Source organism: Pseudomonas sp. MWU318 (assembly GCF_016756945.1).
Taxonomy (GTDB): domain Bacteria; phylum Pseudomonadota; class Gammaproteobacteria; order Pseudomonadales; family Pseudomonadaceae; genus Aquipseudomonas; species Aquipseudomonas putida_A.
Map to the genome: position 1 here is coordinate 261,907 of NZ_JAESJL010000007.1, position 16,127 is coordinate 278,033.

The 16,127-nt window shown below is 59.1% G+C and carries 16 protein-coding genes and 1 other RNA gene; 10 read left to right on the plus strand and 7 right to left on the minus strand.

Annotated elements, in window-relative coordinates; genetic code table 11:
• Window positions 1–34 precede the first annotated feature (34 nt).
• Entirely contained in the window at window positions 35–439 is a 405-nt protein-coding gene (gene fur / locus JN524_RS18270) for a ferric iron uptake transcriptional regulator (RefSeq protein WP_003221515.1), read from the minus strand.
• Between the two features lie 97 nt (window positions 440–536).
• Between fur and JN524_RS18275 the strand changes: the two genes are divergently transcribed.
• On the plus strand, window positions 537–1,064 hold the full coding sequence (locus tag JN524_RS18275; RefSeq protein WP_182403794.1) for an outer membrane protein assembly factor BamE: 528 nt from the start codon (window positions 537–539) through the stop codon (window positions 1,062–1,064).
• A 61-nt stretch (window positions 1,065–1,125) separates the two neighbouring features.
• On the opposite strand, the gene JN524_RS18280 is transcribed toward JN524_RS18275, so the two are convergent.
• The 3 genes from JN524_RS18280 to JN524_RS18290 are packed head-to-tail and all read right to left on the minus strand — an operon-like array spanning window position 1,126 to window position 3,278.
• A complete protein-coding gene (locus tag JN524_RS18280; RefSeq protein WP_202370229.1) occupies window positions 1,126–1,440 on the minus strand; it encodes an RnfH family protein in 315 nt (104 codons plus the stop codon).
• Window positions 1,433–1,867 (minus strand): type II toxin-antitoxin system RatA family toxin, encoded by a 435-nt coding sequence (locus JN524_RS18285; protein WP_003221509.1) that lies wholly within the window; start codon window positions 1,865–1,867, stop codon window positions 1,433–1,435. The genes JN524_RS18280 and JN524_RS18285 overlap by 8 nt, the downstream gene beginning before the upstream one ends.
• 7 nt (window positions 1,868–1,874) lie before the next feature.
• Window positions 1,875–3,278, minus strand: a complete 1,404-nt coding sequence (locus JN524_RS18290; protein ID WP_007961408.1) for a sodium-dependent transporter — start codon at window positions 3,276–3,278, stop codon at window positions 1,875–1,877.
• A gap of 119 nt (window positions 3,279–3,397) precedes the next feature.
• Between JN524_RS18290 and smpB the strand changes: the two genes are divergently transcribed.
• A complete protein-coding gene (gene smpB, locus JN524_RS18295) occupies window positions 3,398–3,880 on the plus strand; it encodes an SsrA-binding protein SmpB (RefSeq protein WP_003221505.1) in 483 nt (160 codons plus the stop codon).
• Window positions 3,881–3,982: 102 nt separating this feature from the next.
• Here smpB and JN524_RS18300 read toward each other — a convergent pair whose 3' ends face one another.
• The gene (locus tag JN524_RS18300) at window positions 3,983–4,750 is read right to left on the minus strand and encodes a GntR family transcriptional regulator (RefSeq protein ID WP_103367755.1); all 768 of its coding nucleotides are present in this window, start codon (window positions 4,748–4,750) and stop codon (window positions 3,983–3,985) included.
• A gap of 261 nt (window positions 4,751–5,011) precedes the next feature.
• On the opposite strand from JN524_RS18300, the gene JN524_RS18305 reads away from it, so the two are divergent.
• From JN524_RS18305 to ssrA, 7 genes are all read left to right on the plus strand, one after another.
• Window positions 5,012–6,706 (plus strand): lactate permease LctP family transporter, encoded by a 1,695-nt coding sequence (locus tag JN524_RS18305; RefSeq protein WP_202370230.1) that lies wholly within the window; start codon window positions 5,012–5,014, stop codon window positions 6,704–6,706.
• A 150-nt stretch (window positions 6,707–6,856) separates the two neighbouring features.
• Window positions 6,857–7,681: a (Fe-S)-binding protein gene (locus JN524_RS18310; RefSeq protein ID WP_202370231.1), complete on the plus strand. Its 825-nt coding sequence runs from the start codon at window positions 6,857–6,859 to the stop codon at window positions 7,679–7,681.
• A complete protein-coding gene (locus JN524_RS18315) occupies window positions 7,678–9,132 on the plus strand; it encodes a LutB/LldF family L-lactate oxidation iron-sulfur protein (RefSeq protein ID WP_202370232.1) in 1,455 nt (484 codons plus the stop codon). The genes JN524_RS18310 and JN524_RS18315 overlap by 4 nt, the downstream gene beginning before the upstream one ends.
• Window positions 9,132–9,803 carry a LutC/YkgG family protein gene (locus JN524_RS18320; RefSeq protein ID WP_202370233.1) on the plus strand — a complete coding sequence of 224 codons (672 nt, stop codon included), beginning with the start codon at window positions 9,132–9,134 and terminating at the stop codon, window positions 9,801–9,803. The genes JN524_RS18315 and JN524_RS18320 overlap by 1 nt, the downstream gene beginning before the upstream one ends.
• Window positions 9,800–12,610 (plus strand): FAD-binding and (Fe-S)-binding domain-containing protein, encoded by a 2,811-nt coding sequence (locus JN524_RS18325; protein ID WP_202370234.1) that lies wholly within the window; start codon window positions 9,800–9,802, stop codon window positions 12,608–12,610. Before JN524_RS18320 ends, JN524_RS18325 begins: the two co-directional genes overlap by 4 nt.
• Before the next feature lie 129 nt (window positions 12,611–12,739).
• A complete protein-coding gene (locus JN524_RS18330) occupies window positions 12,740–13,018 on the plus strand; it encodes a hypothetical protein (RefSeq protein ID WP_007961392.1) in 279 nt (92 codons plus the stop codon).
• A 96-nt stretch (window positions 13,019–13,114) separates the two neighbouring features.
• Window positions 13,115–13,504, plus strand: a transfer-messenger RNA (tmRNA) gene (ssrA, locus tag JN524_RS18335).
• A 177-nt stretch (window positions 13,505–13,681) separates the two neighbouring features.
• Here ssrA and JN524_RS18340 read toward each other — a convergent pair.
• On the minus strand, window positions 13,682–14,359 hold the full coding sequence (locus JN524_RS18340; RefSeq protein WP_337248661.1) for a hypothetical protein: 678 nt from the start codon (window positions 14,357–14,359) through the stop codon (window positions 13,682–13,684).
• A gap of 33 nt (window positions 14,360–14,392) precedes the next feature.
• Window positions 14,393–15,433 carry a DMT family transporter gene (locus JN524_RS18345; protein WP_202370235.1) on the minus strand — a complete coding sequence of 347 codons (1,041 nt, stop codon included), beginning with the start codon at window positions 15,431–15,433 and terminating at the stop codon, window positions 14,393–14,395.
• Window positions 15,434–15,638: 205 nt separating this feature from the next.
• On the opposite strand from JN524_RS18345, the gene JN524_RS18350 reads away from it, so the two are divergent.
• Window positions 15,639–16,073 carry a hypothetical protein gene (locus JN524_RS18350; RefSeq protein WP_202370236.1) on the plus strand — a complete coding sequence of 145 codons (435 nt, stop codon included), beginning with the start codon at window positions 15,639–15,641 and terminating at the stop codon, window positions 16,071–16,073.
• Window positions 16,074–16,127: the final 54 nt, after the last annotated feature.

Here is a 16,127-nt window from a genome sequence, read left to right on the forward strand (position 1 = left end):
TTCGTTTCGCGAACCTGAAATTCGCGCGACATGCTTACTTTTTCTTGCGTACGTACAGCACCAGATTGTGATCTACCAGATCAACACCGTGCTCCTCGGCGATTGCCTTCTGGAGCTTTTCGATTTCCGGACTGACGAATTCGACGACTTCACCGGTTTCCACGTTGACCATGTGGTCGTGGTGGCCACCGTCGGCCAGTTCGAATACCGCGTGGCCACCGTCGAAGTTGTGACGGACCACGAGGCCAGCGGCTTCGAACTGGGTCAGAACACGGTAAACCGTGGCCAGACCGACGTCCTCGCCCGCCTCCATCAACGCCTTGTAGACGTCTTCGGCACTCATGTGACGCTGCTCGGTAGAGTCGAGCATTTGCAGGATCTTGACCCGTGGCAGGGTCACTTTGAGGCCGGCTTTGCGTAGTTCGCTATTTTCAACCATGGTCAGCTTTCTCGCGATGCTGCTTCGCAGCTTCTCTTAATGCGGGTATGATCGGCGTTTACGTTGTCCCAGCCAAGATAGTGGAAGTCGCCCACCGATGCAAAACACCAAGCTCTTGCTAACCAGTTTCACCTTTGTGGGACTGCTCGCACTCGCCGGTTGTTCATTCCCCGGGGTTTACAAAATCGACATCCAGCAGGGCAATGTCGTCACGCAGGACATGATAGACCAGTTACGCCCGGGAATGACCCGTCGGCAAGTACGGTTTATCATGGGTAACCCTCTGCTGACCGACACGTTCCATGCCGATCGCTGGGATTATCTGTACAGCCTGCAACCTGGTGGCGGTGAACGCCAACAGGAACGCGTGAGTGTTAATTTCAACGCCAACGACCAGCTTGTCAGCCTGTCCGGTGACTTCATGCCGGGCGTAAGCCGTGACGAAGCCATTCTCGGCAAGGACAGTGGCACCAGCGTGACCGCCCCTGCTGAAAACGCCGAGAAGCCGAAGCCGGAACAACCAGCCAAACCAGGCTCCTTGCTGGATTCGATCCAGAAGGACGTGGACGGTGTTGAAACCGTTCCGGTTCCGACGCCTGAGCCGCTGGACACCTCGCCGCAGTAAGGTGCGAGGCAATAAAAAACCCGGAATTTCCGGGTTTTTTATTGCCTGCGATTTGCTCGTCCTACTGATTTCGCGCCTTGGCTTCGGCAGCCTTGGCCGCCCGCAAGCGTCGAACCTCTTTCGGATCCGCCAGTAACGGCCGGTAAATCTCGATGCGATCCCCCGTCTGAATCAAGCGGGCCTGTGGATCAACCACCACCTTTCCGAAGATCCCCAGTGGACAATCACTCAGATCCAGCTCAGGAAATTCACCGCCGATACCTGACTTGAGCACCGCCTCACGCACTGTCGTCCCTTGAGGAACGCTCAAAGAGCGCAGAACCTGGCGATCCACGGCGGCATACACCACTTCAATCTCGATCACCGGATCAACCATGCATCTGCTTGGCACGCTGGCAGAACGCATCCACCAACGTATTCGCCGCCTGATTGAACAGCGGGCCGAGTGTCGCACGCACCAGAGGGCCGGCGTAGTCGAAAGACAGGTCAAGACTGATCTTGCAGGCCTTCTCGTTCAACGCCTTGAAGACCCAGACGCCATGCAGCTGGTTGAACGGGCCTTCTTCCAGGTTCATCTCGATCGATTGCCCCGGCACCAGCGTATTGCGCGTGACGAAGTGCTGACTGAGACCGCCCTTGGCCACGCCAACGCTGGCGCGCATGTGCTCGGGCGAACTCTCCAGCACCTCGGCGGACGAGCACCACGGCAGGAATTCCGGGTAACGCGCGACGTCGTTGACCAGGTCGTAGAGGAATTGCGCCGGGTATGGCAGCAACGCCGAACGTTGAATATGTGTCGTCATGTAAGCGTTACTTCCAGAGCTGAGCGGCAAACACTACAAGAATGCCGATAGGCGCCACGTAGCGCATCAAGAACAAGGACAGGGCAAACAGCGCCGGGTTACGAATCGACAACTCGTCACGCACCGCCTCACGCCCCATCACCCAACCGGCAAACAGCACGAAGCACAGGCCACCGAGCGGCAACATGATCCGCGAGGTGAAGAAATCGATCACGCCGAAGAAGTCCAGACCGCCCGCCGCACCCCATTGGTAGAGGTGGAACAGGCCGCCATCGTTCACGAAAAATTTGGCTTCCTTCCAGATATTGAAGGAGAAAACCGTACCCAGACCGACGAACCAGCAGATGAAGGCAAGCCAGAAAGTCACCCAGCCACGGCTGATTTTCGTGCGTTCAACCAGATAGGCAACCATTGGTTCGAGCAGGGAAATCGCCGAACTCCAGGCGGCAATTGCCACCAGGACAAAGAACACCACGCCCATCAACTGGCCGAAAACCACGTTACCGAAGGCAAATGGCAGACTGACGAACATCAGGCCCGGGCCTTCGCTAGGGTTCAAACCGCCAGCAAACACAATCGGAAACAATGCCAGCCCCGCCACCAGCGACACGAAGGTGTCGAGCAGTGCCACACCGACCACGGTGCCGGACAACGAGGCTTCCTTGGTCATGTAAGCGCCGTAGATCATGATCGAGCCGACGCCCACGCTCAGGGAAAAGAACGCATGACCCATGGCGGGCAGCAAGCCGTCGAGGACTTTTTCCGGGTGGAAATCGAACATGAAATGCACGCCTTCCATGAAATGCCCGGTGGTCATGCTGTAACCCAGCAACACCAGCACCATCACGAACAGCAGCGGCATCATGATCCGCAGACTGCGCTCAAGCCCGGCAACCACGCCTTTGGCGATCACCACGGCCGACAACAGCATGAAAACTGTGTGCCAAAGTGTCAGGCGCCAGGGATCGGAGATGACATTGCCGAAATAAGCGCCGACCTGCTCCGCCGTGGCGCCCTGGAAGTCGCCGCGCCCCATGTCGATGATGTAATCCAGCGACCAGCCGCCAACCACACTATAGAAAGACAGGATCAGCAACGCCGTGATCATCCCGGCAAATGCGCCCCACGACCACTTGCCCGAATGCCCGGCTTCCAGCGCCAGCACCTTCAGGGCGTTCGCCGGACTCTGCCGTGCGCGGCGGCCGATCAGGGTTTCAGCCAGCATGACCGGGATCCCGATCAGGGCGATGCAGGCCAGAAACATCAGCACGAAGGCGCCGCCGCCGTAGACCCCGACCATGTAGGGGAATTTCCAGATGCTGCCCAGTCCCACGGCCGAACCGGTCGCGGCGAATATGAAAACCCAGCGGCTAGCCCAACTGCCGTGGACAGAAACCTTGTCTGTCGACATTGAATATCACGCCCAAGCGTTAGAAAAAGAGGCCGCATTGTCCGGGATTCACTCAACGTGCTCAAGCACGCAGCATCACCGTAGCCGAGGACCGTTTATCTCCATATAATGCCGCCCCTATGGCTAAACAGAAGAAACACCCAACAGGGACTATCGCGCAGAACAAAAAGGCGCGACACGATTACTTCATCGAACATCGTTTCGAGGCTGGTCTGGTCCTGGCCGGCTGGGAAGTAAAAAGTCTGCGGGCAAGCAAGCTGCAACTGGTCGACAGTTACGTGCTGCTCAAGGATGGCGAAGCCTGGCTCCTCGGCAGTCACATCACGCCGTTGATGACCGCCAGCACCCACGTCATCGCCGATCCGACCCGCACCCGCAAACTGCTGCTGAACAAGCGCGAGCTGGAAAAACTCGCCGCTGCCGTGCAACAGAAAGGTTACGCCTGCGTGTGCCTGTCCTTCTACTGGAGCAAGCACATGGTCAAGTGCGAGATCGCTCTGGGCAAGGGCAAGAAGGAATACGACAAGCGAGACACCGAGCGCGAACGCGACGCCGGTCGCGAGTTGCAGCGCGCAGTGCGCAACAAGGGCAAGGAAGAATAATTTTCCTGCTTTAAAAGATCGCAGCCTGCGGCAGCTCCCACACAGGAATGAGAATTTCCCTGTAGGAGCTGCCGTAGGCTGCGATCTTTTTGCTTCTAAAAGCTACATCCCCTTGCGCCGCTCCGCCCGAGCCATGCGCTGAACCTCCTGCCGCACCTCTTCCAGCACTTCCTGCACATACAGAATGTGTCGACTGGAAACCTCGCGCGCCTGCTCCGCGCGCCCCTCGATAATCGCCAGATACAACTCCCGGTGCTGAGAGATCAGCATGTCGCGGGTTTCCGTGCGCTGCTTGTACATGCCGCCAATGTTGGTCACCACGTTGCGCTTGAGCAGATCGAACAGACCGCGAATGGTGTGCAGCAGCACCGCGTTATGACTGGCTTCGGCGATCGCCAGATGAAACCTGGCATCCGCCGCGCCCTCTTCCGCCCGGCTCACTTCGTCATGCCGCGTATAGCAATCCTGCAGCTCGTTGAATGCCGCGGTCAGGCGTTCACGATCCACGTCCGTAGCGCGCAATGCTGCGTAATAGGCACACGATGCCTCCAGAGTATGCCGAAACTCCAGCAAATCACGCTGCGCCTCGGGATTGCTCTCCAGCAGCAATAGCAAGGGATCGCTGAAGGTCGAGCCGAGCGTTTCCACCACATAGTTGCCGCCGCCCTGGCGACTGACCAGCAAACCTTTGGCCGCCAGTTTCTGAATCGCTTCGCGCAACGACGGACGCGATACGCCGAACTGCTCGGCCAAGGCGCGCTCGGCCGGAAGCCGCTCACCGGACTTCAGCGTGCCCTCGAGGATCATCCCCTCGAGGCGCTCGACAATATCGTCAGACAAACGGCGCTGACGAATCTGATCAAACCCCATAACTCATTTCTCCACGATCCCGACCGCTCGCCGGGCTCTCTATTCTGGCCTATCGGCGCCCCGCCGACACCTGTCAACGCACATTCGCCCGACCGGATCAGATGCCCTCTGCACCGCTTATTCGACAAAAGTTTCAGGGCGACAAATTGACACACCGACATCAAGGCTTTTACCCTAGCCAACAGCGATTGTAAATTGGTATTACCAATTAACCAAGAACGCTGACAGTGCCTGACCAACAACAATTAGGGGCCACCCCATATGCAAACCTGGCAACAGCTCTATACCCCGCTCGGCAGTCTCGGCGTCTCCGCACTCGCGGCCGTCATCCCCATCGTTTTCTTCTTTCTGGCTCTGGCGGTGTTCCGCCTCAAGGGGCATGTGGCCGGCAGCATCACGCTCGCCCTGTCGATTGCCGTGGCGATTTTCGCCTTCCACATGCCGGTCGACATGGCCTTCGCCGCCGCCGGATACGGCTTTGCCTACGGTCTGTGGCCGATTGCCTGGATCATTGTCGCGGCGGTGTTCCTCTACAAACTGACAGTCAAGAGTGGCCAGTTCGAGGTCATTCGCAGTTCGGTGCTGTCGATTACCGACGACCAGCGTCTGCAGGTGTTGCTGATCGGTTTCTGCTTCGGTGCGTTCCTTGAAGGTGCTGCCGGCTTCGGCGCGCCTGTAGCGATCACCGCCGCGCTGCTGGTCGGCCTCGGCTTCAATCCGCTGTACGCCGCCGGCCTGTGCCTGATTGCCAACACCGCGCCAGTGGCGTTTGGCGCACTGGGCATTCCAATCATTGTTGCCGGGCAAGTGACCGGCATCGACGCGTTCAAGATCGGCGCCATGACCGGCCGCCAACTGCCACTGCTGTCGCTGTTCGTGCCGTTCTGGTTGGTGTTCATGATGGACGGCCTGCGTGGCGTGCGTGAAACCTGGCCGGCAGCACTGGTCGCAGGCCTGAGTTTCGCCGTGACCCAGTACTTCACTTCGAACTTCATCGGCCCGGAGCTGCCGGACATCACCTCGGCCCTGGCCAGCCTGATTTCCCTGACTCTGTTCCTTAAAGTCTGGCAGCCAAAACGCACCGCCGGTGCACAGATCGCCGGCGCCACCTCGAGCGCAGCGATTACCGCCAGCGTCGGCGGTTTCGGCCAGAAGCGCACCACCGTCGCTTCGCCTTACAGTCTTGGGGAAATTTTCAAAGCGTGGTCGCCGTTCCTGATCCTCACCGTGCTGGTGACCATCTGGACCCTCAAACCCTTCAAAGCCATGTTCGCCGCCGGCGGATCGATGTACGCCTGGGTATTCAACTTCGCCATCCCGCACCTTGATCAACTGGTGATCAAGACCGCGCCGATCGTCGCCACCCCGACCGCGATTCCTGCGGTGTTCAAACTCGATCCGATTTCCGCAACCGGTACAGCAATTTTCTTCTCGGCGCTGGTCTCGATGCTGGTGCTGAAGATCAACTTCAAAACTGGTCTGACCACTTTTAAAGAGACCTTCTACGAACTGCGCTGGCCAATCCTGTCGATCGGCATGGTGCTGGCCTTCGCCTTCGTCACCAACTACTCGGGCATGTCTTCGACCATGGCTCTGGTATTGGCCGCGACCGGCGCAGCCTTCCCGTTCTTCTCGCCGTTCCTCGGCTGGCTGGGCGTGTTCCTCACCGGCTCGGATACCTCGTCCAACGCGCTGTTCAGTTCGCTGCAGGCGACCACCGCGCACCAGATCGGTGTCAATGACACCCTGCTGGTAGCCGCCAATACCAGCGGCGGTGTGACCGGCAAGATGATCTCGCCACAATCGATCGCCGTTGCCTGCGCCGCGACCGGGCTGGTGGGTAAGGAATCGGATCTGTTCCGCTTCACTCTCAAGCACAGCCTATTCTTTGCCACGATTGTCGGCCTGATCACTCTGGCCCAGGCCTACTGGTTCACCGGCATGCTGGTGCACTAAACCTATAAACAAAACGGAAATAACCGACGCCGGCTGGTGATTCCGGCGTCAGCAATTCACACCCCGGTCTGTAAGGCTGCTGAAAGCAAGGCTCTTTATATTCAGCAGTCTCAACAGACGGATAACCGGGCCCACCCGGAGACACGCCTGATGAGCGAGCTTTTTTACAACGCTGTGCCCAACGCCACCCGCGTCGCACCGCCACTGCCCGAACCTCGGCAGTACCCCAGCGAGAAACCGTCGCGGGTCTACCTGTTCGGCACCTGCGTGGTCGACCTGTTCTACCCCGAAGCCGGGATGGACGCGATCCACTTGCTGGAGCGCGAAGGCATCCGCGTCGAGTACCCGCAGGGGCAGAGCTGCTGCGGGCAACCGGCCTACACCTCGGGTTACACCGAGCAGGCGCGGACGGTGGCGCGCTCGCAACTGGCGCTGTTTGCCGGGGATTATCCGGTGGTGGTGCCGTCGGGTTCCTGCGCGGGCATGCTGCGCGAGCATTACGCCGACTTGTTCAAGGACGAGCCGCAAACGTTGAAACAGGTGCAGGCACTCGCGGCCCGCACCTATGAGCTGGCCGAGTTCCTGCTGTTCGTCTGCAAAGTGCAGCTCAAGGACAGCGGCGAGCCAGTCAAAGTCGCGCTGCACACCTCGTGTTCGGCACGCCGCGAAATGAACACCCACCTGCATGGCCGCGAGTTGTTGGCGCAGTTGAGCAACGTGGAACGGGTCAACCACGACCACGAAAGCGAATGCTGTGGCTTCGGTGGGACATTCAGCGTCCGTATGCCAGATATTTCCGGCGCGATGGTGGCGGACAAGACCCGGGCGTTGAAGGAATCCGGTGCGCATAAGGTGTTGAGCGCCGACTGTGGCTGCTTGATGAACATCAACGGCGCATTGGAGAAACAAAAGGAAGCGCTGCGCGGGCAACATCTCGCCAGCTTTCTGTGGCAACGAACCGGAGGTGCGCAATGAGCACCTCGACGATTATTCCTACGGTTGCCGTAGAAGAAGATTTCCGCACCCGAGCACACAACGCCTTGGGTGATCAGCAGCTACGGAACAACTTCCGCACTGCGATGGATTCACTGATGACCAAGCGGGCAGCGGCTTTCAGCGATGCCCACGAAAGAGAACACTTGCGCGCCCTGGGCAACTCGATCAGGGCGCGTGCGCTCTCCAAGTTGCCCGACTTGCTCGAGCAACTGGAACAGAACCTGACCCGCAACGGTGTGACAGTGCACTGGGCGGAAACGGTGGACGAAGCCAATGGCATCGTCCTTTCGATCATCCGCGCTCACGAGGCGCGGCAAGTGATCAAGGGCAAATCGATGGTCAGCGAAGAGATGGAGATGAACCATTTCCTCGAGGCTCAAGGTGTTGAATGCCTGGAGTCCGACATGGGGGAATACATCGTCCAGCTCGACCACGAGAAGCCTTCACACATCATTATGCCGGCGATCCACAAGAATGCCGGTCAGGTCGCGTCCTTGTTCCACGACAAACTTGGCGTGGAGTACACCAAGGACGTTGACCAACTCATTCAGATCGGTCGCAGAGTCCTGCGGCAGAAATTCTTCGAAGCGGACATCGGCGTTTCCGGCGTCAACTTCGCCGTGGCCGAAACCGGCACCCTGCTGCTGGTGGAAAACGAAGGCAACGGACGCATGACCACCACCGTGCCGCCGGTGCACATCGCCGTCACTGGCATCGAAAAGGTTGTGGAAAACCTGCGCGACGTAGTGCCACTGCTGTCGCTGCTGACCCGCTCGGCGCTGGGCATTCCGATCACAACTTACGTCAACATGATCTCCGGCCCGCGCAAGGAACATGAACTCGACGGCCCGCAAGAAGTGCATCTGGTGCTGCTCGATAACGGTCGCAGCCAGGCCTTTGCCGACAGCGAACTGCGCCAGACCCTCAACTGCATCCGCTGCGGCGCCTGCATGAACCATTGCCCGGTTTACACCCGCGTCGGTGGTCACACCTATGGCGAGGTGTACCCGGGACCGATAGGCAAAATCATCACCCCGCACATGGTCGGTCTGGCGAAAGTCCCGGATCACCCGAGCGCTTCGTCGCTGTGCGGCGCCTGCGGTGAAGTGTGCCCGGTGAAAATTCCTATCCCGGCGATCCTGCGGCGCCTGCGCGAAGAAAACGTCAAAGCCCCGGACTCGCCGCATCAAGTGATGCGCGGCCAAGGCAGCAAGTATTCGCGCAAGGAACGCTTCATCTGGAACGCCTGGGCGAAACTCAACAGCTCGCCGACGCTGTATCGCTTGTTCGGGTTCTTCGCCACGCGCCTGCGCGCCCTGACCCCGAGCAATGTCGGGCCATGGACGCAAAACCACAGCGCACCGAAACCCGCCGCCCGCTCACTGCACGACATGGCCAGCGAGCATCTGGCCAAACAGGGAGATCGCTGATGAGCGCCAAGCAAAACATCCTCGCCAAGCTACGGAAAAGTCTGACCGGCGCCACACCGATTGCCGACGAGTTCGACGTCGATCTGGTGACCCAGCCTTACACCTACAGCACCGAGCAACGCATCCCGCAGCTGCGCAAACTGATGGAAGCGGTACACACTGAAATCCATCTGACCTCTGACGCAGACTGGCCGGTGCTGCTCGCGCAATTGCTGCGTGACCGTCAGCTACCGAGCCTGCTGATCGCACCGACTACACCCCATGGGCAGCGCATCACACAACACTGGGCGAACAATCCTGATCTGCCGACGCTGAAGTCCTACAACCGGCCGATGGAAGAATGGAAAGCCGAGCTGTTCAACGACACCCCGGCCAGCCTCACCGGCACCCTCGGCGCCATCGCCGCGACCGGTAGCCTGATCCTCTGGCCCACTCGTGAAGAGCCGCGATTGATGAGTCTGGTGCCGCCGGTGCATTTCGCCCTGCTCAAGGCCAGCGAAATCCGCGACAACTTCTATCAAGTGCAACAGGAATTCGAGTGGGCCCAAGGCATGCCGACCAACGCGCTGCTGGTGTCCGGCCCGTCGAAAACTGCCGACATCGAACAAGTGCTGGCCTACGGCGCCCACGGCCCGAAAGATCTGGTGGTACTGATCCTGGAGGACCAATGACGCTTCCGGTGAATTTCCTGCGTGATGCGCAGCAACTGATTCCTGCGGATCGCCGTTTCGACGATCCACTGTCGACCTTGGCCTTCGGCACCGACGCCAGTTTTTATCGGCTGATTCCCAAACTGGTGATCCGCGTCGAGTCCGAAGACGAAGTGGTGGCGCTGCTGAAACTGGCCCAGCGCGATCAAGTCCCGGTGACCTTCCGCGCCGCCGGCACCAGCCTTTCCGGGCAGGCGATCAGCGATTCGGTGCTGATTGTGCTGGGGGATAACTGGAACGCTCGCGAGATTCGCGGCCAGGGCATGCAGATTCGCCTGCAACCGGGCGTGATCGGCGCGCAGGCCAACGCGTGGCTGGCACCGTTCGGGCGCAAGATCGGCCCCGACCCGGCGTCGATCAACGCCTGCAAGATTGGCGGCATCGTCGCCAACAACGCCAGCGGCATGTGCTGCGGCACCGCGCAAAACACCTACCACACCCTGGCCGGGATCCGCCTGGTACTCGCCGACGGCACCCGTCTCGACACCGAAGACGCCGCCAGCGTCGCCGCTTTCCGCGTCAGCCACAGCGATCTGCTGGAGCGCCTGGCGACATTAAGCCGCGAGACCCGCGCCAATGCCGAACTGGCCGCGAGAGTCCGCCACAAATACCGTCTGAAAAATACCACCGGCCTGTCACTCAACGCCTTGGTGGATTTCGACGAGCCTGTGGATATCTTGAGCCACCTGCTGGTCGGTTCCGAAGGCACCCTTGGCTTCATCAGCGCGGTGACCTACGACACGGTGATCGATCACCCGCACAAGGCCTCGGCGCTGATTGTGTTCCCGGATGTGGAAACCTGCTGCAACGCGGTCACCGTGCTGAAAAGCCAACCGGTGTCGGCGGTAGAACTGCTGGACCGGCGCAGTCTGCGTTCGGTGCAGGACAAACCGGGCATGCCGAATTTCGTACAACATCTGTCGAACAATGCCTGCGCGCTGCTGATCGAATCCCGCGCCGCCTCTTCCACTTTGCTACAGGAACAACTAGCGCAGATCATGGCTTCGCTGGCCAGTTTCCCGGTGGAAAAACAGGTCGATTTCACTGAAGACCCGGCCGAGAACGCCAAACTCTGGGCCATCCGCAAGGACACCTTCCCCGCTGTCGGCGCCGTGCGTAAAACCGGCACCACGGTGATCATCGAAGACGTGACCTTCCCGGTCGAGCAACTGGCCATCGGCGTCAATCGACTGATCGCGCTGTTCGACAAACATTCCTACGATGAAGCGATCCTTTTCGGACACGCACTGGAAGGCAATCTGCACTTCGTCTTCACCCAAGGCTTCAACAGCCCGGAAGAAGTCGCACGCTATCAAGCGTTCATGGACGACGTCGCGCAACTGGTGGCGGTGGAGTTCGGCGGTTCGCTGAAGGCCGAACACGGCACCGGGCGCAACATGGCGCCGTTCGTTGAGCTGGAATGGGGCAGCGATGCCTATCAGTTGATGTGGCAGCTTAAACGTCTGCTCGATCCCAACGGCATCCTCAACCCGGACGTGGTGCTCAGCGAAGATCCGCAGATTCACCTCAAGCACCTGAAACCGCTGCCGGCAGCGGACGAGATTGTTGATAAATGCATCGAGTGCGGCTTCTGCGAACCGGTCTGCCCGTCGAAAGGCCTGACCCTGAGTCCGCGCCAGCGCATCGTGATCTGGCGTGACATTCAGGCGAAAAAACGCGCCGGCGTTGACACCACCGAGCTGGAACAAGCCTACGAGTATCAAGGCATCGAAACCTGTGCGGCGACAGGTTTGTGCGCTCAGCGTTGCCCCGTAGGCATCAATACCGGCGAGTTGGTGAAAAAGCTCCGCGCCCGCAACGCCACGCATCAGAAAACCGCTGACTGGATCGAAGGAAATTTCGCCAAGACCCTGCAAGGCGCTCGTTTCACCTTGCACGTGGCCAACGGCGCACGAATGCTGCTTGGCGCACCGCGTCTGGCCAAGCTTTCGGCGACCCTGACACGCTTGTCCAAAGGTCAGGTACCGCTGTGGACCAACGCGATGCCGCAACCGGAAAAAGCCATTCGCTTCAGCCCGAGTGTGTCGGATCAACGTCCGCGCGTGGTCTATCTGGCAGCCTGCGTTTCGCGGGTGATGGGCCCGGCAGCCGGCGACAAAGAGCAAATGTCGCTGTACGACAAAACCCGTGGCCTACTGGAAAAGGCCGGTTACCAAGTGGTGTTCCCGGACAATCAGGACAACCTCTGCTGCGGTCAGCCGTTTGCCTCCAAAGGCTACGCCGAGCAGGCCGAACACAAACGCCAAGAACTGATCAGCGCCCTCCTCCATGCCAGTCGTGGCGGGCTCGATCCGATCTATTGCGACACCAGCCCCTGCACCTTGCGCCTGGTGCAGGACGTGGGAAATGTGCGCCTGGATCTGTACGACCCGGTGCGCTTCATTCGTACGCATCTTCTCGATCGACTGGAGTTCACCCCGCAAGAGGCACCGATTGCGGTTCATGTGACCTGCAGCACCCAGCATCTGGGCGAGAGCCAGGCGCTGATCGATCTGGCGCGCAAATGCAGCAAAACCGTGGTGATTCCGGAAGGCATTCATTGCTGCGGGTTTGCCGGTGACAAGGGCTTCACCACCCCGGAGTTGAACAGCCATTCGCTGCGCACCCTCAAGGACGCGGTGCAACATTGCAGCGAAGGCATTTCCACCAGCCGCACCTGTGAGATCGGCCTGACGCAACACGGCGACATCGACTATCACGGACTGGTCTATCTGGTGGATCGGGTGACCCGGGCCAAGGCCTGCTGAAGAAAAATAGAACCCTTGCGTGCGACCGTAGTCCACAGAACAGACCCCGAAAATCGGGGCTTTTCTTCCACTCGGTTGCCCGTCCTGACGGCCAGCGCAGTCTGGATCCCTCAGTTCAAGGAGATACACATGAAACGTTCTGTACTGTTAGGTCTGTTCGTTACTGCCTCGATGATGGCCTCCACCTCGTTCGCCGCCGACAAACCTGCCGACCTGTGCGATGCCAATATCCAGACCATCAACAATGCCAAGGGCCAGCTGTCAGCGAACCCGGAACTCAGTCAGCGTGCCGAAGCCAGTGTGAGCAAGGCACAGGCGCTGAAAGCCCAGGGCAAGATTGATGACTGCGTAGCGGAAACCTCGCAAACCATCATAGAACTGCGTAAATCCACCGGCACCAACAACTGATTCACGCCCCGGCCAACCTTCGGGTTGGCCTCGTGGGCCGTTTGGCGTACACTGCGCAGGCTTGTTGCCTCATCCGATGTACGAGGCAATGAGTTCGGGGCCGATTAGGATTCGACGCCGGTGACGAAACTTTAGGTGCATGCCGACTTGGTAACAGAAGTCGTAAATCCACTGTTGCAACTTCTTATAGTTGCCAATGACGACCAATACGGTGCTGCTCTCGCTGCTTAATTGCAGCTGACATGCACTCCTGGTGCCTTCGGGCCCAGCAATCATCAGGGGATGTCTGTAAACCCGAAATGATTGTCATATAGAACAGAATCGCCGTGCAGTACGTTGTGGACGAAGCGGCTAAAACTTACACAACTCGCCCAAAGCACCCTGCCCGTCGGGTCGCTGAGGGTTAACTTAATAGACACGGCTACGCATGTAGTACCGACAGCGGAGCACTGGCGGACGGGGGTTCAAATCCCCCCGGCTCCACCAACTTTCAACGACAAAGCCCGCCTAGTGCGGGCTTTGTCGCATCTGGACATCAGCCAAACCGGGCACACAAACCCACAGCCTGCAGGCGATCAAACTCGACAACCCTGGCAATGCTCTGCCTACTCACAAAAAAGGACGACACGATGTCGTCCTTTTTTGTACCTGCATTCATCAAAATCAATGAGCCGCGCTGAGCAGATCCGGACGACTGGATTTGAGCATTGCCTCATTGACCTTGCCTTGAATCGAGCAGGTAAACATCCCCTTGCTGCCAGTCGTCAGCTCTTGCGGAGCAGGCTCGATCAGGAACACGCGCTCGGCACTGTCGACAACCAGCTTGCCCGCCGTTGCGGATGGGTCTTCCGGCTGCCAGTTGGATTTGCCGTGGGACCAGATTTCCGCGCGTGCGTAGAGTCCCTGCGACATGTCCATACGCGGCCCGCCCGCTTTTTCCAACTGGGTGTGGAGTTCATTCGGCGTCTGTTTGGCGTAGAACCCCCAACTGATGATGCGAGTGCCCATCAGGTCTGTATCTTCGGCGTAGAAGCCGGTCAACGACATGCCGTCAATTTCGACCGGCTTGGCGAACATCCAGCGCTGCCCCATATCGCTTTTGGTGCCGCCGGACAATTTGATCTGGCCATTTTCGACAGTGCTCGGCACCAGATCCTTGAACAAAGGTGATTGCACGACTGCCAGGGAATGATCGTCACAAGCGGCAAACGACGCCACCGGCGAAGGTGCAGCGGCAACGCTGAAAGCAGAAAAAAGGGCCACAATGGGCAACAACAGGAAAATTGGTTTCATGGAATGACTCGAATGAAAGACTGAAGAAATCGACAGGGACGATATCACAATGACATCAATCGACAGACTTCAGAGTTTCAATCAATGCCCATGCCGATGATGCACATCCGGAAAATGCGCATGACTGTGCCGCATCGGCGCATGCACATGCGGATGGCTATGCGGCTCCACCCCATCCCACTCAAACCCATGCGTGTGCTGGTGATGCTCATCGTGTGTATGCCGATGATCATGCTCAAGCAGTTCGTGCTGATGCTCATGAACATGGTTTTCCATCAGATGAATCCATACCCCCACGGCCATTAACGCCGCTGCGAGCAGGAACATCAGCGATATCGATTCGCCCAGCAGCAGAATCGAGATGCCTGCGCCGAGAAACGGTGCGGTGGAAAAGTAGGCGCCGGTGCGTGCGCTGCCGAGGCCGCGCAGGGCGAGGACGAACATTACCAGGCTGACGCCGTAGCCGAGAAAGCCGACCAGCATGATCGGCACCAGCGAGGTGGCGGCGGGTAGTTGGGTGCCGATGAACAGGGCCAGTGTGCAGTTGACCAGACCGGCCACGAGGCCTTTGCTGCCGGCGATGAACAATGCGTCCGAGGCCGAGACTTTACGAGTGAGGTTGTTGTCGATGGCCCAGCAAAAGCAGGCGAAGGCCACGGCCAGTGGGCCGGTCCAGTCTTGCGCCGAGACGGCCTCTTGTGGCCAGGACAGCACAACACCGCCGGCGACGATGGCGAGCATGCCGATCACGATTCGTCGGTCGGCATTTTCCTTGAACACCACCCACGCCAGCAGCGCCGTGAGCACTGATTCGAGGTTGAGCATCAGTGACGCGCTCTCGCCGGACGTTCGGGTCAGACCGAACATCAGCGCCACCGGCGCCAGCACTCCGCCGAAGCCGATGGCACCGAGCAGCCATGGCCATTCACCGGTGCCGAGCCCGGAGGGTTTCCAGCCACGATCGCGGGCAAAACGCAGGACGGTCAAGCCCAGACCGCTACCGAGATAGAGCAACCCGGCCAGCAGAATCGGCGAAATCTGTACCCCCAGCAGTTTGGCGAGGGGTGTACTGGCGCCAAACAGCGCTGCCGCAATCAATGCGTAGAGAACGCTCACATTCATGCCGGGATCACTCGCTCGGGCCGATGGAATACCGGCTCCTATCATAGAAAAAATCAGGTGAGAATTATGTGAACAGCTGATTCGTGTCAGCGAACATCACCTCTGGCACGTGCTCAAATCCAGCAACATTTAATCCGCGCAATCTCTGGGCGGTCGCTCGAAGCAGGCTCTATGCTGCGAACATCGAGATGTAATGGAGTTGAAGATGAAGAGCTTGATTGCCGCAGCGCTGGCCGCGCTGATTTCCTTGTCCGTCCATGCGGCCGACGCCCCCACCGTGCACGTCGAACCGATCGCGTTCACAACCAGTGTCGACAGCGTCCAGCGCAAACAGTCGATCAAGGGTGACCAGACCGCGCAGTACACATTCAACGCCAAGGCCGGCCAGATACTGACCGTCGACTTCAAACCGTCCAACGCCTCCGCTTACTTCAACATCCTCGCCAAGGGTGCCGATTACGCGCTGTTCAACGGCTCGATCATGGGCAATCACTTCCTCGGTCCATTGCCCAGTGATGGCGAGTACACGGTTCAGGTCTACCTCATGCGCAACGCCGCGCGACGTAATGAAGTGGCCAAGTACGACTTGTCTCTGAAGCTGGTTAATGACGATGCTCGATCTGGCGCGAGGACAAAGTGACGGAGTTCTGAAGTGACATCGCTCATTGTCGCCGGCGGATAAACCCCTGAACCA